The sequence below is a fragment of the Paenarthrobacter sp. NPDC089322 genome (assembly GCF_040684895.1).
GTDB lineage: Bacteria > Actinomycetota > Actinomycetes > Actinomycetales > Micrococcaceae > Arthrobacter.
This window is the reverse complement of record NZ_JBFBGW010000016.1, coordinates 22,038-42,493: the sequence shown is the minus strand read 5'-3', so window position 1 is coordinate 42,493 and position 20,456 is coordinate 22,038. Positions and strand designations below refer to the sequence as shown.

Genomic DNA, 20,456 nt, shown 5'->3' with positions numbered 1-20,456 from the left:
CTGGCCGGCCTTCACTTCAGTTGCGCCTTAAACCAATGGTCCTCCGCCTTGGTCAACATCGCCACCGGAAACTGTGCCACGCCATGCTCCCGTTTCGTGACCTTGCGCTTCAATGAACTTCTTGAACTTGTCCAGGTCGGCGCCTACGCGCAAGCTGTCGGCTCCGACGGCCGAGCCTGCCTTTTCGGTGAGGCTTTCGGGCTCCCACTCGATCTCCACGTTGACGCGGGTTCGTCCGGCGTCCAGGGGTTCAAAGCTGACGGTCCCCGCATTACGCGGACCATCAACGCTTGCCCAGCTGACCAGCGAGTCAGGTACCTGTTCGATGATCTGCGCGTTGTATTCGCGCTTCACGCCGCCCACATTGGTTGAAAAGTGAAGGGCGGTTTCATCGATCTGCTGGACCGCTTCAACGCCGTTCATGAACTCGGGAAAGGTTTCGAACTGTGTCCACTGGTTGTAGGCAACGGACACGGGTACATCTACGTCGACTGATTTATTGACGGTAGCCATAGGGTGTTGCTCCTTCAATGTTGTCTTGATGCCGATTAGTGGGTGGCCGCGGCGCCCAGGCCTATCCTGCGTCGAAGGTCTCTTCGTCGTCGTCCTTGGGCGTTTCTTCGTCCGGGAGGTCGTTGCCACTGCCATCGGGAACACCGGATGCGGTCTCGTCGTCCGGAAGGGTTGACTGCTCTGTGTGGTACTGCTCGTCAATTCCGCCGAAACGGCCGGCGCCCGGTTCCCCGGCACTGTCCGAGTCCTCCGGATCCAGATGGCTCAGGTTGGGTGCCCCCGTTGCGTAAGTTTCGCCGTCGGGACTGTCCTGGCTCAAACCTGCCTCGCTGATGTCCTCTTCCACGCGGGGCTGGGCCTGTCCTCCGCCGGCTTCCTGCTCGGCAGTAGGAGTGCCGTAGCCTCCTACTTCCTCTTCCGGTGTGGCATTCTGCTTGTCCATGTGACCTGTCCTTTCCCAAACGGTGGAACGTGTTAATGGAACTCTTCGAACCTATAAGCGCCGTTGCCGGCCTGTCCATGCCTTGAAAAAATTACTCAGCAAACTTAGCAATCTGCGGGTGAAGCCACTAAGCTGCGCCCTCAAGACGGCTGCGGAACCTGGCAGCCGGCTTGCGGGTCAAGGCCTGTGTAATTCAACGGCCCGGCGACGATATTGAGGGCGATCGTCGCAAATTGCGAGCACTGCGCGGGCGGAGCGTTGTAATACCCCCGCTGCCCTGCAGCTATTGCTCCAATGACGAGCCAGACAACAACGATCAGCCCGATAATTGAACCGATGCGCATTTCTTCCCCGATCGATTTACGGATTCCCCGCTTTGGGGCGCTCGAAAGGGGCACAGCCGCGGGTGTCCAACCTGGATGCCCGCGGCCGCGAAACCCCGATCAATCCGTCGGATTAGTTTCAGTGGTCAAACCGCGATTGTCCGCGGTCCGCTCATCCTTTTCTTCAGCCGGTCCTGGCGGATTCGCCGATTCATTCTCTCCGGCATCCGTGGCGTCCTCGGGACTTCCCCCGGCGGCATCGCCGACGGGCACCTGCCCGCTGGACTCGGTCGCGCCGAGATCCCGCGGGATCGGGTGGCCGGGCGTTGTGATCCCGTCATGAACCTGGCTGAAGCCGGCTACTTCGTTTGGATCAGTGGTCATACGCGGGACCGGCCCCGGCCCAGGACCCAACCCAAAAGCGCCAGGACGAGCAGGATAATTCCTACCCACAGCAGGAAACTCAGGGCTTGGTTAAAACCGCCAACAAGGAGCAAGACGATCGCAATGACACCGGCGATCACTAAAAGTGTGTTCATGTAGCTACGCATCCCTTCAAACAAATGTGTCCAGTTAGGAAGGCGTCCGCTGGGACTCCAATATGAAGTTCCACCCCATATCAACGGGCACCGCACGGAGAAATTGATCTCCTTATCCCGTACCTACCCCAAAGGCCTCCGGTTCAAACAAAAACCGGACAGCCAAAGTACGTGCACAGCATCATGATAGGCTCGCGCTGCGTTCCGGCGTAGTAGTGATCCCCGCCATATTTCGGCACAAGATGAAGGCTCCCTGCGTTGTAAGGAAGACGAAGGGAGGCCACATGCTCATAGTGCTGACAGGAATTGACGGGTCGGGAAAAACGACGGCGGCAAACGCCTTGGTGTCTGGCCTGCAGCTCGGCGGCACCAAGGCGCTGCTGCTGAGTAACCACGCCGCCCGCCGGCGGTTGTCACTGCTGAGCGCCAAGTACGGCTGGCAGCTGCCGCCCCGCGTTGCCGATGCCATCGAGACCACGGTTCGAATTTTCAATGTCCTGGTTTCGCATGTGCGCGCCCACCGCTTTGGCGGAACCGTGGTAATGGACCGGCACCTGTACTGCCAGCTCGCACTGAGGAAGGCCAATGGTTTGCGACGCGGAATTTTGCTTCCTTGGCTTCTGGAACGCCTACCCGAACCCGATCTTGTGATCTATTTCGACGTCGACCCGCAGCACGCCTATCAACGCGTCCTTGCTCGTGGCACGGATAAGGAATCCCTCAGGGACCTGCAGGACTTCCGGGCAGCTTACCGATCGCTCCCCGAGTACAGCGGCTTCGTCGAAGTGGATGCCAACGGCACGCCCGGTGAAGTGCTTGAACGGCTCAGCGGCGTGGTTGCGGCGGCTGGAATGCCCGTCCCGGCAGTGGCTGGAGGGACGACTCCGGCAACGTCCGAGGCCAACGAGTAGAGGTATTGACTCAACGGAAGTTCTTCCGGATATTCCGGACGCCATAAAGGCAGAATCATGAGTTCGCCGCCGCGGTCCAAGGTAATGGGAAAAGTGTGCGCCTCGCCCGAAACCCTGATATGCCGGACTTGCCGCCGGTACGTCTGCTCCAGGTTCGACGCCCTGACCGGGATCACCAGCGCCCCTCTGGCCTTGATTTCCAGTTGGTGAAATAAGGCGAGGCGACCAGAGCCGTCCAGCGCCACCTCCGCGAACGCAGTACCGCCGTCGTTGTCTTGGCGGCTCAGCTCCCCCAGAACGTAAACGTGCGGCCAGTTGTTCGAATGCTGCGGGTCTTCAACCGGCACCGACGCCCGGCCGGCATCACGTAGGACCGCCACCACTCCACCGACGATCTCGGCGAGTTTCGGGACAATAACGGATTCGGAGAATTCAGCCACGGGAGGCTTTGCGGAAGTCGGCGCAGTCCTGTGGAACGCCCCGTCAAAGAAGTCTCCGAACATGCCCATGGCGGCCTCCTGAAAAGGGCCCCGCTGCTGAAGCCCTTCGAATAGATTGCAGCGTGGGCAAGGGCACTGTCCACAGTCGGAGTGAAATTGACGGAAGCAATTTAGTCGCGCGGGCGCATCAGCGGCGGGTTGAGGATCGCGCGCGCTGGTTGGCCCGCCGTCGGACGTGCCTCCCGGGCAAGCCTGTAAAGCGCAGCGGGACGGCCGGCGTCGCCCGTCGTCATCCTGCCGGTGTCCTCGAGGAATCCGGGAGTCCCCGTGGCTTTTCGGTGGAAGTTCCGGGGGTCAAGGCGGGTCCCCCACACGGCCTCGTACACTGCGCGCAGTTGGGCGATGGTGAACTCGTCCCCGCAGAAGGCCGCCCCCAAAGGCGAGTACTCCAGCTTCGACCTTGCACGTTCGACGGCGTCGTCCAGGATCCGCATGTGGTCGAACGCCAGGCTCAGCCCGCCGTCCTGCGCTTTCCGGACCGGATACCAGGCCGCCTGCTCGGCGTCGCTCCCGGCCGCCAGGACCGGAAAGTCCGGCGCCAGCAGCAAGTGCGCGACCGTCAGGACGTCGCCACGGGGATCGCGGCCCTTGGGCCCATAGCTCCCCAATTGTTCCAAATGGCCGGGAAGATGCTCGACGCCGGTCTCCTCGGCAAGCTCCCGCATCGCCGCCTCGAGCAGATCCTCACCTTCAAGGACGAAACCGCCCGGAAGGGCAAGCTTGCCCTTGAAGGGCTCGATGAGGCGGGTGATCAGCAGGACGCTCAGCTCGCCGTCGCGCACGGTCAGGGCGACGACGTCGACGGTCACCGGGAAGCGCGCGGGGGACGGAGGGGATTCAGGCATGGAGCCATCCTAGCAATTATCGTCACCTTGACAATAAAGATCGGAACGTTCTACCGTTTGGTTATCGTCAAGATGACGATAACCAAAGACGGGAGAACATCATGGCCATCATCAAGCACTACCCCTGGATCAACCACTTTCTGGGAAGCCCCACCGGCTACGTCGTGCACCTGCAAAAGGGAGCGGTCAAGCACCAGGGAGTCGGCCAGGCGTTCTGGTTCCGTCCCGCTAACTCCGTCCTAAGCGAGGTACCGGTGGATGACCAGGAATTACCCACCCTCTTCCACGCCATCACCCGCGACCACCAGGACGTAAGTGTCCAAGCCAACGTGACGTACCGCTTCATCGACCCCGTGGCTGTTTCCAACCGCCTCGACTTTGGCCTCAAGGGTGCCGGTGCGCCGCCGGCAACAGGACGCGAGCAGGTCTCCACGATCATCGGCCAACTCTGCCAAAGCCACGCCATCGACCAAATCGCCGCAACCACGCTGGCGGAGGCACTGGAACGCGGAGTGAGCCAACTCCGGCTGGTCCTCACCGAGGCCTTGCGAGCCGACGCGCGGCTCCAGTCCACCGGCATCGAGGTCCTTGGAGTCCAGGTCCTCGCCGTCCGGCCGGAGTCCGACGTCGAACGGGCCCTGCAGACGCCGGTCCGCGAACAACTCCAAGCCGAAGCGGACCGGGCTGTTTACGAAAGGCGCGCGGTTGCCGTCGAACGTGAACGCACGATCTCCGAGAATGAGATGGCCAGCCAGATCGAACTGGCGTCCCGCCGCGAACACCTCGTGGCCCAGGAAGGTGCAAATGCCCGGCGTGCCGCGGAGGAGAAGGCCGCTGCAGGGCTCATCGAGGCACAAGCGTCAGCTGAACGTACTGGAATCAACGCCGCCGCCGAAGCCAACCAGATCCGGCTGGTGGGCGAGGCAGCCGCAGCCCGCGAAGCCGCCACGATGGACGTCTACCGCGGCATGGACCAAGCCACCCTGATCGCGCTGGCACTGCGGGACGCAGCCGGATCCCTGCCCAACATCGGCAACCTCACCATCACGCCGGACCTCCTCAGCGGAGCGCTGGCGGGGCTGTTCAAGGAAACCGCGGCACCCGCGGCAAAGTAAGGAAACATCATGGGCACCCCTCGCATCGTCATCGTCCACCGGCGGACCGAGCTCCAGGAACTGCTGGACCGCCATGCCACCCGCGGCCAAGCTGAATTCTTCCTCCGCACCCGCGGCCGCAGCATTCAGGACGTCCAGGACAGGCACGATCGGCTGGCCGCAGCCCTCGCTGTAGTCCGGGCCGCCGTCCCCGCTGAATGGCGGCAGGCCGAAGTGGAGCGTGCGGACCTGAGCAGGTTCCTCCTGGCCGCGGACGACGTCATCGCCGTCGTGGGCCAGGACGGGTTGGTGGCGAACGTGGCCAAGTACCTCAACGGACAGCCGGTCATCGGAATCGACCCCGAGCCCGGCGCCAACCCCGGCGTGCTCGTCAGGCACACACCGGCTGCGGCCGCTGCGCTGCTGGCCACCGCCGACGTCGGGCGGCTTCGCTGCCAGGACCTCACCACAGTGACAGCAACGCTCGACGACGGTCAGCAGCTTTCGGCCCTCAACGAAGTTTTCGTGGGACACGCCTCGCACCAGTCGGCGAAGTACTCCATCACAGTGCCGAGCTTCACCCAAGCCGGCGGACAGACCGAGCGACAATCGTCGTCGGGACTGATCGTCTCTACCGGGACAGGTGCCACCGGATGGTGCGCCTCCATCGCCCTGGAACGCGGGGGCCGTACTTTGCCCGTACCTACGGATCCCAAGCTCGCGTGGTTCGTCCGCGAAGCCTGGCCCTCCCCCGTGACAGGTGCATCGTTGACGGAAGGTGTGTTGGAAACGGGCGAGATTCTCCGGATCACCGTTGCATCCGACCAGCTTGTGGTCTTCGGTGACGGCATGGAGGACGACCGGCTGACGGCATCGTGGGGGCAGGAGATCACCGTGGAGTTGGGACGGACGCCGCTGCGCCTGGTGGTTTAGCGGGCGGTCTGGCGGCGCAAGGAGCTTGGCGGTTAGTGAGGTTAATTAGGTTAGTGAGGTTAATTAGGTTACTTAGGTTAGCGAAGTAATTCGATCCGCTTATTGTGCGATCCAAGCCGACCCCTAACACCTGGTCTCATGGCCCACGGAGCCGCGCCTGTCAACCGTTGAACCTCAAAAACCCCCGCGATAGGGTGGCCGGACCGTCAACCCGCATCACTCAATTGGGAAATTCTGGGAGTCGCCATGAGACATGTGAGACGTCAATTTGCTGCGGTCACGGCAGCTGTGGCCCTAAGCGTCACGGGCGGAGCGGTTGCCACTCCGGCATTCGCCGACCCGCGCCAAACCGAGAAGGACGCCACCGCCACGGGATACGGCGGGGCCGTGAGCACCGTGGATCCCGAGGCATCTGCAGCCGCAATCGAGGTACTGCGTAAGGGCGGCAACGCAGCCGACGCCGCAGTCGCTGCAGCCGCAACCTTGGGCGTCACCGAGCCATACAGCGCCGGCATTGGAGGCGGCGGCTACTTTGTGTTTTATGACGCCAAGACCGGTGAAGTCGGAACCATCGACGGCCGTGAAACGGCACCGGCAAAGATGCCGACCGACGCCTTCATCAATCCGGATACGGGCCAGCCCTACCTTTTCACCACCAAAGACCCCGAACTTCCCACCAGCGGCGTCTCGGTGGGTGTCCCTGGAACGCCCGCCACGTGGGAGCGTGCCCTGCAGCGCTGGGGAACTTTGGACATGGGCGAGGCCCTCAAGCCTGCGATCAAGGTAGCCAACCGCGGTTTCGTGGTGGACGAAACGTTCCGCCAGCAAACCCTGGACAACAAGCTTCGTTTCGACACCTTCACTTCCACGCAGGACCTGTTCCTTCCCGGTGGTGACGCACCCGCCGTCGGAAGCATCTTCAAGAACCCCGAACTCGCCGAGACGTACCGCCTGTTGGCGCAGCAAGGCACCGGCGCTTTCTACGGCGGGCCGCTCGCTGAAGAAATTGCCGCTACCGTCCAGGCGCCCCCGGTCTCCGGCGACACGGCCCTGCCCGTCCCGGTTGGCTTCATGACCACGGCAGACCTTGCCGCCTATAAGGCGCTGGACCAGGACCCGACCCACGCCAAGTACCGCGACTACGACGTTTACGGAATGGCGCCGTCCAGCAGCGGCGGCACCACGGTCGGCGAGTCTTTACACATCCTGGAGAATTTCGACCTTGCCGGAATGGCGCCAGCTGATGCTTTGCACCATTACCTGGAAGCAAGCGCTTTGGCGTTCGCGGACCGGGGCGCGAATGTCGGTGATCCCGCGTTCGTGGACGTTCCGACTGAAACGCTTTTGGATCCCGTCTTCGGCAAGGAACGTGCCTGCGAAATTGACCCGGAGGCAGCTGCCAGCAAACCTGTTGCTCCCGGTGACATAGAGACGTACGACGGCGCGTGCCCGGCTTCGGCCGCTCCGCTCGCTGATGAGACGGATACCGAGAACATCTCGACTACGAACCTGACGGTCGCCGACCGCTGGGGCAATGTTGTGGAGTATACGCTGACGATCGAGCAGACCGGCGGATCCGGAATCGTGGTTCCAGGACGCGGGTTCTTGTTGAACAACGAACTCACCGACTTCACTACGGTCTACAACCCGACGGACCCCAACCGGATCCAGCCCGGTAAGCGCCCACGGTCATCGATGTCCCCCACCATCATCCTGAAAGACGAGAAGCCGTTCCTGGCCCTCGGCTCTCCCGGAGGATCGACGATCATCACCACTGTGCTGCAGACGATCTTGAACCGCGTGGACTTGGGCATGAATATCTCGGACGCTTTGGCGGCGCCGCGAGCGGCGCAAAGGAACACGGCCAACGTCACAGCAGAGCCTGCCTTCATCGAAGCCTACGGCCCGGAGTTGACTGCACTCGGTCACACCTTGGTTCCAGCCGGGGATGCGTTTACGTCCGCGGCCGAGATCGGAGCAGCAACGGCCATCGAATTTGGCGACGACGGTCTGTTGACGGCGGCCGCAGAACCGACACGTCGCGGAGGTGGATCGGCGATGGTCGTCTCCGATGCGAACGGACACAAACAGAAGTAAGCGTGCCCAGGGGCTCGCTTGCCGCGACGGACTTCGGTCCCCGGCAAGCGAGCCCCGCGGCTGTTAGCTTCTGCCTCCGCCCGGCGGAAGGCAAGGGTGTCATTGTTCGCTCCGGTCGGCTCTGCTTTCCGCCAGGAATCGCCAGAACACAACCGCCGAAGCGGTGATGCAGATGACCCCGGAAACCATGGACCACACGGATTCGGCCGGGCTTGTGATGAAGATGGACACGGCGTAGGCGAAGAGGGCGAGAGCCAGCAGGAGCCAGACCAGGGGTTTGCGTTTCACGGTTGAGTTCCTTAAATGAAGTGGATAAGTGTCAGGCCAGGTCGCGTTCCAGGAAGGCCCAGGAGGCTGCCACTGAAACTACTAAAAGCCAGCCCGCAGCTCCCAAGAAAGACCCCGAAGCCGGTATGTTGAAAGCTGCGTGGCTTGCCCAGTCCGAGGCCTGGACTGCGAAAAGCCAAGCCTCGGTTGGTTTCAGGGAGTCGGCCAGGAACTCTTGCAGAACCAGGCTGAACGGCACCACGAACAGGGTGACAAGGTGGTTGCGAATGAGGGAGCCGAGGGCGAAGCCCCACAGTGCCCCCATGCCGGCTATACCTGCAAAGGCCAGGACTGCTTGAACGCTCATATGCCACGCTCCGCCCAAGATTGTCCCGGACAGCCCAAATGCGAGGCCAACCACAACTCCCGTAAACGAAGCAGCCAGCGTCGTGGTGGTACCTCGCGCTACGAGGGCCGCATGCCGCTGAAACAGCAGAACCCGCCTGCTGAACGCTCCTGCCCGGTAATCGGATGTGAAGGCGAATGAGCCCACTACTGCGGCAACTGTCAGCATGAGCGAGAGACCTGGTCCCAAGAAGGTACGGTCCAGGTTTTGTGAGGGCACGTCGGAATCGGTGATAACGGCTGCGACAAGCAAGCCGAGAAACCCTAACATCAGCAAGGCTCCCACAGCTGAACCTTTCCAGAGCCACGGGCGTCGTAGTTCTGACAGGCAGGCGCGCAGCACGTTGAGCACCTAGAATTCCTTCCGGATGAGAATCCACCTTGCGCCTGCGCCAGCCACAGCGAGCCATCCAAGTGACATCAGGAATGCCGGCAATGGATCAAGCAATCCCTCCATGGGCAGTGACGCGATCCCCGCGAAAGCGCCGGAAGGAAGCCACCGCCCTAAGTCGGGTGCGTTCGCTAACAGGGGTAGCTCAACGGCGAGCGGAATCAGCATGGTGAGAATCGTCGTCGCGTAATAGTGCTGGATCATCCAGCCGAGAGAGCAGCCCCACAATGCTCCGACCGCACTCGCCAACAGAACACCCGGCAGCGCCTGCCAGGATTCGGGCGAAAGCAGCTCCGTCCGGACTTCCGGCGACACAACGAATGCGACGGTTCCACCCCACAGAGCGATGCCGGCCCCGAAAGTAACGAGCCCAACGATGAAGGCTGCCATGTATTTGTGGAGCACCACCTGCTTCAAACCCGACATCACAACGGTCCGTCGCAGTGTGCCGTAGTAGGACTCCCGCGAAACCACATAGCTCCCAGCAAAATTCGACACAACGGCAATGGTGGTTGCTAGTGCCCAGAAAGCCTGGATGTTGTATTCGGCCGACAATGCGCCCGAGTTATCAGGCCAGCCGAGGAAGTTGGCAACAAACCACGGAACCAAAGCACCGAATGCGAGCACTCCCAGCATTGAGTACCCGCTGAAGTACCGCAGGAGCTCTGATCTAAGGCCGCCAACCATCGCGTCCCTGGCGTCGACGTTCATTGCGCACCCTCCAGGATGTGGAAGTACGCCGACTCCAGGCTTCCGCCCCCGAGGGCTTTGGCCTCCGCCAGGGACCCCCGGAACAAGGTCCGCTGCTTGATGACGACCACCTCGTCGGCCACTTGCTCCAGCTCCATGAGCTGGTGACTCGACACCAAGGCACTGCCACCCTTGGCTGCAAACTCCCTAAGGAACCGGCGCAGCCATTGGATGCCTTCCGGGTCCAAGCCGTTGGCGGGCTCATCGAGGACCAGCAGACGGGGATCCCCGATTATGGCGGAAGCGATACCCAGGCGTTGCCTCATTCCGAGGGAGTAGTCGCGCACTTTCTTATTCGCCTCGGACGCGAGATCAACCTGCTCCAGCACCCTGTCCACGTTGACCCGATTGACGCCCGCAGCGAGCTGGCAGATCTGCAAGTGCCGGCGACCCGTCAGCCCGGGCTCAACGTCCATTCCGTCCAGGTTCACTCCCACTTGGGTGGCTGGTCTTCGCAGGGTCCGATAGTTGACGCCGAACACGGTTGCCCGGCCGGATGTTGCCTCCACCAGACCGGTCAGCCCTGCGAGCGCAGTGCTCTTCCCTGCGCCATTAGGGCCAATGAGCCCCACCACTCGACCGGCCGGCACGTCGAACGTCAACTCATCGACGGCAAGCCGCGCGCCCCTCCTTTTACTGAAGCGCTCAAAGCTGGCGAGGATCGTCATGGATGCCCTTTCGTGGAATCGGTGGTCTGTCCGGATTGGGGCGGCCAAAGCGGGGAATTCGTAGCAGTGTTCCAGAGCCACTCCCCCAAGCTCGTTTGCCGCTGGCCGACCACCTCGGCTCGTCCGGCCGGCGGGAGGTTTGGGCCTCCTTCGCCCGTGGCGGCGTAGGCAACAACAGGGAGGTTGTTCTCCTCCAAAGCAATGGGGAGGACGGCGGCCAACGGGGCCAAAGACGTCGACGGCGGCTGGTCGCGTATCGTGGCCCGGCCCAGGTTTTGGTGGATGATCATTCCCTGCGACTGCAGCGTCACTTGGTCGCCTGGACGCAACGGGTCATCCGCTCCTTGGAGAGGCACCACCACGTGCAGCTCACCATTGATATGCGTGAACCCGGCTACCGTCACTGCCTTGACGGGAATCGCTGAAAGCAGCGCGGCTAGCGCCAGCGCGCCAAACAGGATCACGAGTCCACGGCGCCACGCCGGGCTTCCGTTTGTGGCGGCCGACCGGAAGAAGCGGACTGTTGCCCTCACGGCCACGAACACCAAAAGGCACAGGATCATCAGGACCACGGCGTGCCCGACCAAACCGAACTGCAGGAAGATCGGAACGAGCCGCTGGTAGCCGAGCAGCATGAAGCCGATCCCGGCTGCGAAGCTCGCGAGACCAAACCACGGCAAGGGGCGCGGGCTGCGAACTGAACGTCGGGAGCCCAGCAGGCCGGAGCCGACAACATCAGCCAAGGAATCAAGCGACTTTTTCCGCAGGTGTGGAATGTCGACAGCGGACATGAGTGCCACGTACCCATCGAGCTTGATGAACGGAAACAGGTTCAGGATGGCAACCGCATAGCAGATCACGCCATAGAGGACGGCTGCGTCTTTCATCGAGGAATCCGGAAGAAGGCCCTGGGTTGCCATGGCGATACTGCCGAGGCCAACGTGAACCAAAGGGCCGGCTAGAGCTACGATCACCCGTTGCTTCCTGGATCCCAATCGCCAACCGTCGGTCACATCGCAAAAGAACGCTGGCGACAGGTAGAACAGCATGATCCCGATACGCCGCGGAGTGCCCCCAAAATAGCTAAGAGCCATGCCGTGGCCGAGTTCGTGGAGCAATGTCGATACGAACATCGCCCCCAGCACGAAGAGGTAGGCCTCCACAGGCAGCGGTGACGCCAGAACCCGTCCGATATTTGGTCCTGCCAAAACCGCGCCTACAAGCCCGCCGAGCAGCAGCAACACCAAAGGAGCCAGGGTAGCCGGCCGGGCCAGCGCAGCCACCGCAGGGCGCAAGGACTGCAGAAACGGCGAGGGGTTGAACAGGGTGAACTGAATCGTCAATGGTGCCCGGAACTGGACCCGGCTTTCCTCACCCAGCCGGGCGCCGTCGTCGAAAATTCGCGTGTGCGCCAACTGGCGCACAATCCCCAAGACGTCGGCAGCGGTCCACGGCTTTCCCAGGTGCAGGGCCACCTGCGCAGGGGTCTTCTCGCCGTCCACGGCGTTCAGCACCGCAGCCACATCGGCGGAAACCCTGGCTTTGGGTACGCCGTTGATGGCCACGATCCACGGCCCTTCGTCTTGCAGGGGCGCATCAATGGACGCTGCAGGCGAAAGCCCCACGGGCCATTCAACTGCATGCCGCTCCTGGGAGGACTTCATCCGTAGGCCCCGGCTCATATCAAGGGATGTGCGGTTGCCGTAGGGACCGGAACTACGGACAAGCCCTTGGTCTCATCCATCGTGAGGGGAATAGTCCCGGGGCAGATGGCCTTGCCCGCCACCCAGCCCATTTCCTGTATGGCCTCAGGGAGCCGGTGGGTGAGGCTGACCCACAGCGAACGGATGTCCCTCGCGGCCAAGTATTTCGCAAGGCCATCGACGCCGGGAGCTCGCTTTGCAGTAGGCAAGCGATAGGTCCGGAAGGAGTCGGACCACTTGCGCAATTCAGCAATTGCTTCTGTGGTCGTCCAGAAGTCGGCCCTCGATTCGTCGTCCGTTACCGCCATGGGAGTCGCTTTGGAGGGGGTTCGGGCAAGGAAGAGTTCGCGGATCTGCAGCCCTTCCTGGAGCGCTCCCCTCAGCGCAGCTACTGGATGGGCAGCAGCCTTGAGACCGACGGCACCAAAACGAAGCGGCCCGGTTTCGCTGAGAATGATGCACACCGCCGTCTCGACCGGTGCGCCGTCGCCCGGGATGAAGGCAAGAATGGGTTCGACCCCGGCTTTCAGTGCCGCGCCCAAGAGCACGAGCAGGCTCCGGGTCTCCGGGGCAGCCCGCACTGATTCAGGCATTTGCTCCACATCAAAGCGATGCAGTGCCGTCCTCAGCCTCCAAGCGTTAAGGAACGCATCACGCTCAAGCACTTCTGCAACGCCAGCAGCCTGGGCAAAGCCTTCAGAAGATCCGGAAGCAGCACCGTTCGGTGAGGGATCAAAGAACGCGTCCCAAGGGTTCGGATCCGCGACACCGGGACTGAAGTCCACCAGCGGAGCGGGAACGTGTGCTTCCTCGCCTGTCAGAAGGTCAGTGGCCCAGTACCAGGGAAAGTCGTGGACGAGGGAAGACGCGCGCCCCAACCCCGCAGTGACAAAGTCGATCCTTTGGTCAACGCTGCCGGGGTCGGCAAGGAGGTACTCGGCGTCATCCGGCGCGGGAGCCAACGCGAAGCGCTCCACGGCTTCACCGGCACCGAGGGTTATCGAAGCCCGTTTCTGGACATCAAAGGCTCCTACTGCACATGAGAACCCGCCGTTTGAGGTCTGTCCGTTGGCCAGCAGTCCTACCGTGCGCCAGAGGCCGACCTCGTTTGGCACGAGGACAGTGGATGCTGAAACCAGGCCAAGGGAAGGATCAAGGGTGCGTAGTGGATCGATGGTCATGCGCTGCACACCCACAGCTGGACGTCGCTCAAGCCCCGAGTGGGCGTCGCGATCCGAACAGGGCGCCGTTCAACGATAGTCAGGCCTTCGCACAGTATCTCTTCCTCGAGGAGGTGGTTACTGACGAAGGCAATCTCACTTGAGTATGCGGAGGAGCGGTAGGTGCCGCCCTCGTTGAAGCCGACGTGAATCATCGTGACGTGCCGTGCACCGTTAACGGGATCACGGCTTTCAACGGTGATCAGGAATGCGTCTTCGCCCAAGGCCGAGACTGTCGTGCCGCCGTCGTAATCCTCGGCCCCTTGGTGGCTGTCTGCGTTCAGGACGGTCATCAGGAAGCGGCCGCCAGGCGTCAGGCAGTCACGCACTCTGCGGAACAACTCACGCCTGCGCTGTGGATCAAGGAGAGTGATCGAACTGGCACCGAGAACGACGCAACCAAACCCGCCGTCGTACTCGAAGCCGGCCATGTCCGCCTCAACGAGTTCGACAGCCACACCCCGGGGTTGAAGGCCTGCGTTGCGACCTTCGCCTTCAGCAGGGCGAGCATTTCCGGCGAAGAATCAACGGCGGTCAGCGACCGTCCCAGCGACAGGAGCGGACGTGTGATCCGGCCGGAACCGGAGGCCAATTCGAGGATGGGACCGGATGTTTTTCGCGCGGCAGCCAAAATCTCCGGCAACTCGGTGAGGTCGTTGGCGGTGATCAGGTCGTAGAGGCGGGATCCTGAAACGCTATACAGATCCTCGGGCGGATCGACGTGTCCCAAGACCCGCAGGATGGCGTCGGCGGTCTTGTCGGGTGTGGTGTTCATCAGCTCGTGTTCTCCGGAAGGTGAAAGAGGGACGGTGTACACGCGGGCGGCGCCACCCGCGTGTACAGGCTTAGGTGGCGGCCTTAGGTAGCGGCAATTCCGACGACAATGCCGGCGATGATGATGACGTCACCAACGCGGATGTACCACGGCGTATCGTCGGGGGTGTCGAGGTTTTCCAGCTCTTTGATGGACAGCTGAAGGTTCGAGGTCATTGGCTCCTCCTTCCTGGGTTGTGGGCCTCGAGTGGACAGTCGGGTTCTACGTGATGCTGACCGCGATGATGCCTATGGCAACTCCTTGGGACACACCGACGAACCAATTGGTGAAATCCGGGGTCTCCGTGGACTCGATCTCCTCAATGGAGAGGTTGAGCTGATTTCGCATTCGCGTTCACCTCCCTTCGATGCTTGCTTGGCGGCCGGGCCGTGCGGTGATCAGGTGATCGCTACCGCGATCCCTACCAACGCCAGGCCTGCCGAGATTCCCTTGATCCGTTCGTCCCAGTCGTCCGGGACGTCCATGGCTTCCAGTTCCTGGATGTTGAGATCCAGGAGCTTGGGTGCTGCGCTGCTGTTCATGTCCTCACCTCCTTTCCCCTACCCGCTCGTAAATCGCCCGTTGGGCTTGGCAAGATGTGTGGCTGTGCGCTGCCTCGGACAGGACGCGCTGGACCTGCATGGCATCGATACCTCGCAGCATGGGGAGGACCCCTCCCCAGTTCCTGATGACGGCGTCTGTGGTCCGCACCAACGCCTCCTCGCTGATGGCACCGAGACCCGGAATGCCCCACTCCCGAATCAGTTCGTTGATGCCCGTTCCCGCGTTGGGATCCAGGGACGGAACGGCATCGGTCACAACGGACCAGAGCTCTTGGAGACGACGGCGGTCGCCCCAGGTTGATGCCCCGTTTTCGATTTCTTCCCAAATCGGACCGACAACCGAAGCCGTCGCGGTCATCTTCCGTGTCCCGGTCACGTAGGCAAGCTCGTTGGCTATGTACCAGTGCTTGGCGCCGTACGGATTCCGGGCTACCAGGGACCAACCGGTATGCGTCTCCATGCTGAGACGGGCGGCAACCAACCGCAGTTCCGGTGAGTCGTCGCTCAGTAGCCGCTGGCCCAAGCGAACTATGCGCGCCACAAGTGAATAACCATCGTCGTCGAAGACGCTGCGGGTGCTGCCGATCATGGTGCCGGCCACCCTCAGGAGCGCTTCCAGCAGCCCTTCGAGAACCAGCTGCCCCGGCAGCGTGGCGAGGTGGCCGGCGTCGAGCACCGCGACGTCACCCGCCAGGTACGGGGAGACTATAAGGCGGCGTCCGACGGCGGTGTCCAGGCACGCTACACCGCTGACTTCCGCGCCGGTCCCCACGGTGGACGGCATGAGAATGGTCCGCGGGCGTTCTTTCAGGCTCATGGACGGCGGCAGAACCAACAGCCCGGAGCGCTTGGCGTGGCGTTCAGCGAAAGTGGCCAGGTTTGGCTCTGACGTGAAGAGGGTCGCAAGTTTTACGGCGTCCAGGACCGAGCCGCCGCCGAGCCCCACGATGGTTTGAATCCCGTTGTTGCGGATGAACGTGCCCACCTCGCGCAGTGTCTCAATGGTGACGGGCGCGGCGTTCAGCTCAAGGACTTGTGCATCCCTCAGGTCTCCGGCCAGCAAACGATCGCGATGTTCGGCGAGCGCGCTGTCCACCACTAGACCGGTGCGGCCGCGGGTGAGTCCACCGATGTACTTGGGAGTTATGCCTGAGTCCAGGACGATGCAGCGTGTCCTCCACATGCGGTCGGCGATCATGCAAGGACTCCATCGCGTGCAGCCTGCTTCAGACCGGTCTTGATGGCGGTGAGGAGTTCCTCGTAGTTCTCCTGCGTGTAGACCAGTGCGGGCAGGAGCTGAATCCGCCCCGGACCGGGTTGCACGATTGCGCCTGCTTGATGGATCCGGCGAACTACGGCCATGACCTGGTTCGGTGACGCGGCCAGCCCGTTGCGGGTGTGAAGCTTCAACCCCCGCATGCATCCCCGACCCGTGGCGTTGCCTACACTTTGCATGTCCTGCAACTCCTCGATGAGCTGGTCCAGGCCGGCCGAAACCTGGCTCGTCAGGTGCTCGTGATCCAGCCTCTTCATCTCGTCGATGGTGCTGAGAATGGCGGCACAGGTGGCCGGGGACCCCGCTTGGGTCTCGCCGTGGATAAAGATGGACTCGCTGGAATCGAACTTTTCCGTGATGCGCTCCCCGATGAGGAGGGCGGCGCAGGCGCTGGTGCCGTTCGTCAGACCTTTGGACGTGACGATGACATCCGGTGCTTGGGGCCACTCATCCGATACGAACCACGACTTCACACGACCGAATCCTGTGGCAACCTCGTCAGCGACAAGGAGGAATCCGTGTTCTTCGCGGTACTTCGTAAGTGCTGCGACGAATTCCTTCGGCACCACGTCCGCCCCCGAGCCCAGGACCGGCTCGATAATGACGGCCGCAACCCGGTGTCCTTCGCGGGCCATGAGCTGAGCCAGCTCCTTGGCGTCGTCGTCGAAACGGATATGCCGAATGGCGCGTCGGTCCACGGCATAGACGGCTTGCCCCAGTTCATCTCCGCTGAGCGCCTGGCTGCCGTAGGTCAGCCCGTGGTAGCTACCGCTGAGCCCGACGATGAGCTTGCGTTCCGGCTGGCCGTCCAGAGCGAAGTACTGACGGGCAAGCTTCATGACGGCGTCGTTTGCAGCCCCACCCGATGTTGAAAAGACAATCCGTTTGAAGGGGTGGGCCGGAAGCGAAAGCAGTGCGTTGGAGGCTTCGATTGCTTTGCGGTGGGCGGTCCTGAAGAGAGGAAGGTAGGATGCCGTTTTGAGCTCAGCCGCGATTGCCTCCGCGATGCGCTGGTTGCCGTACCCAAGGTTGGCATTCCACAGGCCGCTCTTGGCATCCAGTCGATCCAGGCCGTCTTCGTATGTCACGCGGACGCCGTGTGCGCTCACGGCGGTGTAGCTTCTTGGGCTGAACTCCTGCTGCGCGACCAGAGGAACCCAGAGCGGAAGCTTCGTCACTTGCGCCGGCATCAGCGTGTACCGAGGATGTCGATGCCCAACTGCGCGAACTCGTCGATGACCGCTTGGGCGGATGACTCGGCCAGTTCCTTGGAGACACCCAATGGTATAGCGACGGCGGCAGCTGCTGCCTTGAGGTCACGCAGGTTCGAGACGGCTTCAATGACGGTTGCCGCGTCCGGTCCGAGCTTGAAGAGTCGGCCCGTCCTCGTATCAAGCAGCTTGAACTGGATCCCTTGTTGGATGATGAACGGCGCGCTCGGTGAAGGTAGGTCGTCGTTTATGGTTGCCCCGTAGAGGCTGAGGCCGAAACCAACAAACCGGGTGTCCGGGCGGTCATCGCGGGGAATGAACTTCCAAGCATCAAGTGCAGCCAGGTAGCGAGGAATCCACGGCCTGTTCGCCAAGGATTCCCGGACATCCAGAGCACCGGCCACTGAAGCCACAGCAGAACCCGGTGGAAGTGCGAGGGCTTTGCTTTGAAGGTCATGCATTGGGTCGCCGGCTCGGCCGATCTTTGCTCCATACGGCCCGCTGGGGATCGTTCCGTCGGCGGCGATGTGAAGCCTCGCGAGCCGGTGGATGCGTTCTCCTGCCAGCAGCCCACGTTCGGCCAGGACCGCATTGACCTCCGTCAACTGCCGGACGAAGTGGCCCGAGCGCCGGGCCTCAGTGGCGTCATCGAAGAAGGCCCGCCAGTCGTCATCGGTGGTGATACGGACAACGGTGACGCCCACCAGACTGATGAACGGAATAGCCAGATAGTCCTGGATCTCCAGGCTTAGCTGGCCCCCGACGAGCAGTTCTTCTCCGGAGACATCGAAGGTCCCCGCCACCGCAATAACTTTGTCGTCGCCGTCGTCGCCGTTCAGGACGAGGACAATGGATTCCTCATCTGCGAGTTCGTGCGCATACGGCACGTGCTCGGGGTTCTCTACAAAGATGGTCTGCCCCGGAATTCGTCCAGGAATTCCCGTGATCCACTGATCTACAGCCGCGGCAATGGTCTGTTGCTCATTCAGCGTCAATTACCCAACCCCCAATAGTTGTGCACGTTCCCATGGGCGGCCCTCGACTCTTGTTCGAGGGCTCGTCCTTGGGAAGGACACTATGGGGACGCTGAAGGGCCCTAGTGCGAAAAACGGGAACTAGGTGGTGATAGCGGGAAAATTAGGTGTTGGCGGGCACCACCTAGGTGGTGGTTGGGGGTGGTCTAGGTGGTGGGACTCCCCGAGTCAGCAAAACCGGTGGTAGTCCCATAACCGTCTGACCTATCTGGTCAGCTCCGATGTCGTTGGCCTGTACGTGCCAGCGCACGAGAACGCCGTCGTCCTGAGCGAGGGTGTAAAAGTCCCAAATGTCCGCGAACCGCTCCCATCTCGACAAGGCAATGCACCTACGACGGATCACCCAGTCCTTTTAGACGACTTCGCCACTACCCGAGGACCGTGACCACCTACTCCCGAGCAATTCACCACTCATTTTCACCGAAATCACCACCTAGAACGCCGCAGTCAGCACCTATTTTCGAGGTTTTCACCACCTAGTCGACAAAACCTGTCTTACGTTCCGATTGTCAGTGGCCCGAAGATGTGTGGAGGCATAGGATGAAAATACGTACTAAACGAGTAAGTGCGACCGGATTTGCGCTGGCAATTCTCGTTGCAGGCATGACGGAAGGAGCGCACGCAGCAAATGATCCCGCTGCCACCGACCCGACAGTCCGCATCGATCTAGCAGAAAAGCTCCATAGGGCGATCTTGGAGCGCAACCAATAACTTGTGACCAGTAACAGCCGAGAAGCTTCCGTTACCCATATTGACAGAATATTTAGCCCGAACTTGCGGCCAAAAGTACACGCACAGTTCGAAGAACTCAGAGCCCGCAAAGCGCGGCTGAGCGCGTACGGAGAGCAGTACCTATCATCGAGTTCCAGGTTCGAAGCCGAAAAGTTCGAAGTACATGGCAGCCAAGCCACAGGCGAGGTCGTCGAATTCACAGAATTGGCCTACGCGTCCGGTCCCCCCGAGACGTACCGATACGCACAGATAGTGCACTTCACAAAGAACGGGGCAGAGTGGACTATCGATGCAATTGAGCCTAAAGAGCGCGACGGACTACCGCCGTCGACGGTTGTAAGTGATGCGCAGATGGCACACGCAACGAGGGCACCCTTGAGTATTGGGCCAGGTCTAAAAGCAAGCCCCGCAAATCCAGCTCCCAGGGAGGGTTATGTCGGCGACGCAAAGCCTGAGAATAAAACTGACGGACAGGTGAGCACCTTCGGGGCCGGCTACAACTACGGAGCCATGACGTCCTACGCAACTTCGTGGGCCTACGGTCGCAACTCCGCTTACCGACAGTTCGGCAATGACTGTCAAAATTTCGTCTCCCAAAGCTTGCGCGCCGGAGGCTGGGCTGATCAATATAGTGACCTACTCTCCATGGTCAGCTGGAGTCAGGGACATCCGCGTGAGCTACCACACGAATGATACGTTGAATAGAAGCATTTGGAATTTATACTCGTCATTTCCCTACGCAACGTGGTATGCGCTTCGAACATAACTGAAATTCAGGAGATTGAACCTCATGAGGCGCCAGCAACAAGCAATTCTTCGTATAACCGCTGCGACGTTCCTTTGTCTAACGCTGGCGAATTGCGATAATATCGCCAACCCCGATTTGAGCCAGCGGGATTCCGTGGCGCAAACTGTGCTCGACGCGGCTCGAGGCCGCGATCAAGACAAACTTCTCGGCCTCTCCGCGACCGACATGCAGGGAAGAGACGCTGCTGCAGAAAACTTGGTAGCCGAGGCGGAATCACTCGATGGTGAAGTCAAGTTCTCATGGCGGGAACGGCAGTCACCCGACCATCAGGAGGCGACAGCGACTGACGCTGACGGGGACAGCATCTCTTTCCGGCTCTCCTGGCTGCAGGCGAAGTGGAAGCTGATACTCGGAGAGGCAGGGCTACCTTCCTCTCCTGCCGCCAGTTCAAGCTCCTCTTAAGCGGAAAGCTCAGGC

At 61.6% G+C, this 20,456-nt stretch carries 25 protein-coding genes; 6 read left to right on the top strand and 19 right to left on the bottom strand.

Translation table 11 applies throughout. The features are described 5' to 3' along the window. Positions 1-27: 27 nt before the first annotated feature. The 4 genes from AB0N65_RS15285 to AB0N65_RS15270 form a co-directional block, all read right to left on the bottom strand. Complete coding sequence (locus AB0N65_RS15285; RefSeq protein ID WP_364163195.1) at positions 28-513, bottom strand: SRPBCC family protein; 486 nt, start codon at positions 511-513, stop codon at positions 28-30. Positions 514-574: 61 nt separating this feature from the next. Next, positions 575-955 (bottom strand): hypothetical protein, encoded by a 381-nt coding sequence (locus tag AB0N65_RS15280; RefSeq protein WP_364163192.1) that lies wholly within the window; start codon positions 953-955, stop codon positions 575-577. Positions 956-1,398: 443 nt separating this feature from the next. After that, positions 1,399-1,662: a hypothetical protein gene (locus tag AB0N65_RS15275; protein WP_364163189.1), complete on the bottom strand. Its 264-nt coding sequence runs from the start codon at positions 1,660-1,662 to the stop codon at positions 1,399-1,401. Then, positions 1,659-1,817, bottom strand: a complete 159-nt coding sequence (locus AB0N65_RS15270; RefSeq protein WP_364163186.1) for a hypothetical protein — start codon at positions 1,815-1,817, stop codon at positions 1,659-1,661. The genes AB0N65_RS15275 and AB0N65_RS15270 overlap by 4 nt, the downstream gene beginning before the upstream one ends. A gap of 284 nt (positions 1,818-2,101) precedes the next feature. On the opposite strand from AB0N65_RS15270, the gene AB0N65_RS15265 reads away from it, so the two are divergent. Further along, positions 2,102-2,728, top strand: coding sequence for a thymidylate kinase (locus AB0N65_RS15265; protein WP_364163185.1), 627 nt, complete (start codon positions 2,102-2,104; stop codon positions 2,726-2,728). 610 nt (positions 2,729-3,338) lie between these two features. On the opposite strand, the gene AB0N65_RS15260 is transcribed toward AB0N65_RS15265, so the two are convergent. Then, positions 3,339-4,073, bottom strand: a complete 735-nt coding sequence (locus AB0N65_RS15260) for an NUDIX domain-containing protein (RefSeq protein ID WP_364163184.1) — start codon at positions 4,071-4,073, stop codon at positions 3,339-3,341. A 101-nt stretch (positions 4,074-4,174) separates the two neighbouring features. On the opposite strand from AB0N65_RS15260, the gene AB0N65_RS15255 reads away from it, so the two are divergent. The 3 genes from AB0N65_RS15255 to ggt all read left to right on the top strand — a co-directional run bounded on the left by AB0N65_RS15255 (position 4,175) and on the right by ggt (position 8,197). Further along, a complete protein-coding gene (locus AB0N65_RS15255; protein ID WP_364163181.1) occupies positions 4,175-5,188 on the top strand; it encodes an SPFH domain-containing protein in 1,014 nt (337 codons plus the stop codon). Between the two features lie 9 nt (positions 5,189-5,197). Next, the gene (locus AB0N65_RS15250; RefSeq protein WP_364163178.1) at positions 5,198-6,100 is read left to right on the top strand and encodes a hypothetical protein; all 903 of its coding nucleotides are present in this window, start codon (positions 5,198-5,200) and stop codon (positions 6,098-6,100) included. Between the two features lie 246 nt (positions 6,101-6,346). Then, positions 6,347-8,197, top strand: a complete 1,851-nt coding sequence (ggt, locus tag AB0N65_RS15245; RefSeq protein ID WP_364163175.1) for a gamma-glutamyltransferase — start codon at positions 6,347-6,349, stop codon at positions 8,195-8,197. A 99-nt stretch (positions 8,198-8,296) separates the two neighbouring features. On the opposite strand, the gene AB0N65_RS15240 is transcribed toward ggt, so the two are convergent. From AB0N65_RS15240 to mpaB, 14 genes are all read right to left on the bottom strand, one after another. Further along, positions 8,297-8,485 carry a hypothetical protein gene (locus AB0N65_RS15240; protein ID WP_364163172.1) on the bottom strand — a complete coding sequence of 63 codons (189 nt, stop codon included), beginning with the start codon at positions 8,483-8,485 and terminating at the stop codon, positions 8,297-8,299. 31 nt (positions 8,486-8,516) lie between these two features. Beyond that, entirely contained in the window at positions 8,517-9,140 is a 624-nt protein-coding gene (locus AB0N65_RS15235) for a hypothetical protein (protein ID WP_364163169.1), read from the bottom strand. 81 nt (positions 9,141-9,221) lie between these two features. Next, the gene (locus AB0N65_RS15230) at positions 9,222-9,971 is read right to left on the bottom strand and encodes a hypothetical protein (protein ID WP_364163166.1); all 750 of its coding nucleotides are present in this window, start codon (positions 9,969-9,971) and stop codon (positions 9,222-9,224) included. Further along, on the bottom strand, positions 9,968-10,678 hold the full coding sequence (locus AB0N65_RS15225; RefSeq protein WP_364163163.1) for an ATP-binding cassette domain-containing protein: 711 nt from the start codon (positions 10,676-10,678) through the stop codon (positions 9,968-9,970). The genes AB0N65_RS15230 and AB0N65_RS15225 overlap by 4 nt, the downstream gene beginning before the upstream one ends. Beyond that, positions 10,675-12,342: a daptide biosynthesis intramembrane metalloprotease gene (gene mpaP / locus AB0N65_RS15220; protein WP_364163160.1), complete on the bottom strand. Its 1,668-nt coding sequence runs from the start codon at positions 12,340-12,342 to the stop codon at positions 10,675-10,677. The genes AB0N65_RS15225 and mpaP overlap by 4 nt, the downstream gene beginning before the upstream one ends. Positions 12,343-12,356: 14 nt before the next feature. Beyond that, positions 12,357-13,562 carry a YcaO-like family protein gene (locus tag AB0N65_RS15215; RefSeq protein ID WP_364163157.1) on the bottom strand — a complete coding sequence of 402 codons (1,206 nt, stop codon included), beginning with the start codon at positions 13,560-13,562 and terminating at the stop codon, positions 12,357-12,359. After that, positions 13,559-13,894 carry a hypothetical protein gene (locus AB0N65_RS15210; RefSeq protein WP_364163154.1) on the bottom strand — a complete coding sequence of 112 codons (336 nt, stop codon included), beginning with the start codon at positions 13,892-13,894 and terminating at the stop codon, positions 13,559-13,561. The genes AB0N65_RS15215 and AB0N65_RS15210 overlap by 4 nt, the downstream gene beginning before the upstream one ends. 20 nt (positions 13,895-13,914) lie before the next feature. Then, entirely contained in the window at positions 13,915-14,376 is a 462-nt protein-coding gene (locus tag AB0N65_RS15205) for a class I SAM-dependent methyltransferase (protein ID WP_364163151.1), read from the bottom strand. Between the two features lie 83 nt (positions 14,377-14,459). Continuing rightward, on the bottom strand, positions 14,460-14,591 hold the full coding sequence (locus AB0N65_RS15200) for a daptide-type RiPP (protein ID WP_364163149.1): 132 nt from the start codon (positions 14,589-14,591) through the stop codon (positions 14,460-14,462). Positions 14,592-14,637: 46 nt separating this feature from the next. After that, a complete protein-coding gene (locus AB0N65_RS15195; protein WP_364163146.1) occupies positions 14,638-14,763 on the bottom strand; it encodes a daptide-type RiPP in 126 nt (41 codons plus the stop codon). A gap of 50 nt (positions 14,764-14,813) precedes the next feature. Next, positions 14,814-14,957, bottom strand: coding sequence for a daptide-type RiPP (locus AB0N65_RS15190; protein WP_364163143.1), 144 nt, complete (start codon positions 14,955-14,957; stop codon positions 14,814-14,816). Between the two features lie 4 nt (positions 14,958-14,961). Next, positions 14,962-16,176, bottom strand: a complete 1,215-nt coding sequence (gene mpaC / locus AB0N65_RS15185) for a daptide-type RiPP biosynthesis dehydogenase (protein ID WP_364163140.1) — start codon at positions 16,174-16,176, stop codon at positions 14,962-14,964. Further along, on the bottom strand, positions 16,173-17,432 hold the full coding sequence (gene mpaD / locus AB0N65_RS15180) for a daptide-type RiPP biosynthesis aminotransferase (RefSeq protein ID WP_364163137.1): 1,260 nt from the start codon (positions 17,430-17,432) through the stop codon (positions 16,173-16,175). Before mpaD ends, mpaC begins: the two co-directional genes overlap by 4 nt. Positions 17,433-17,443: 11 nt before the next feature. Then, entirely contained in the window at positions 17,444-18,460 is a 1,017-nt protein-coding gene (gene mpaB, locus AB0N65_RS15175; RefSeq protein ID WP_364163134.1) for a daptide biosynthesis RiPP recognition protein, read from the bottom strand. Between the two features lie 1,122 nt (positions 18,461-19,582). Here mpaB and AB0N65_RS15170 point away from each other — a divergent pair. Next, positions 19,583-19,924: an amidase domain-containing protein gene (locus tag AB0N65_RS15170; protein ID WP_364163378.1), complete on the top strand. Its 342-nt coding sequence runs from the start codon at positions 19,583-19,585 to the stop codon at positions 19,922-19,924. Between the two features lie 97 nt (positions 19,925-20,021). Continuing rightward, positions 20,022-20,441: a hypothetical protein gene (locus tag AB0N65_RS15165; protein ID WP_364163131.1), complete on the top strand. Its 420-nt coding sequence runs from the start codon at positions 20,022-20,024 to the stop codon at positions 20,439-20,441. The last annotated feature ends 15 nt before the right edge of the window (positions 20,442-20,456 follow it).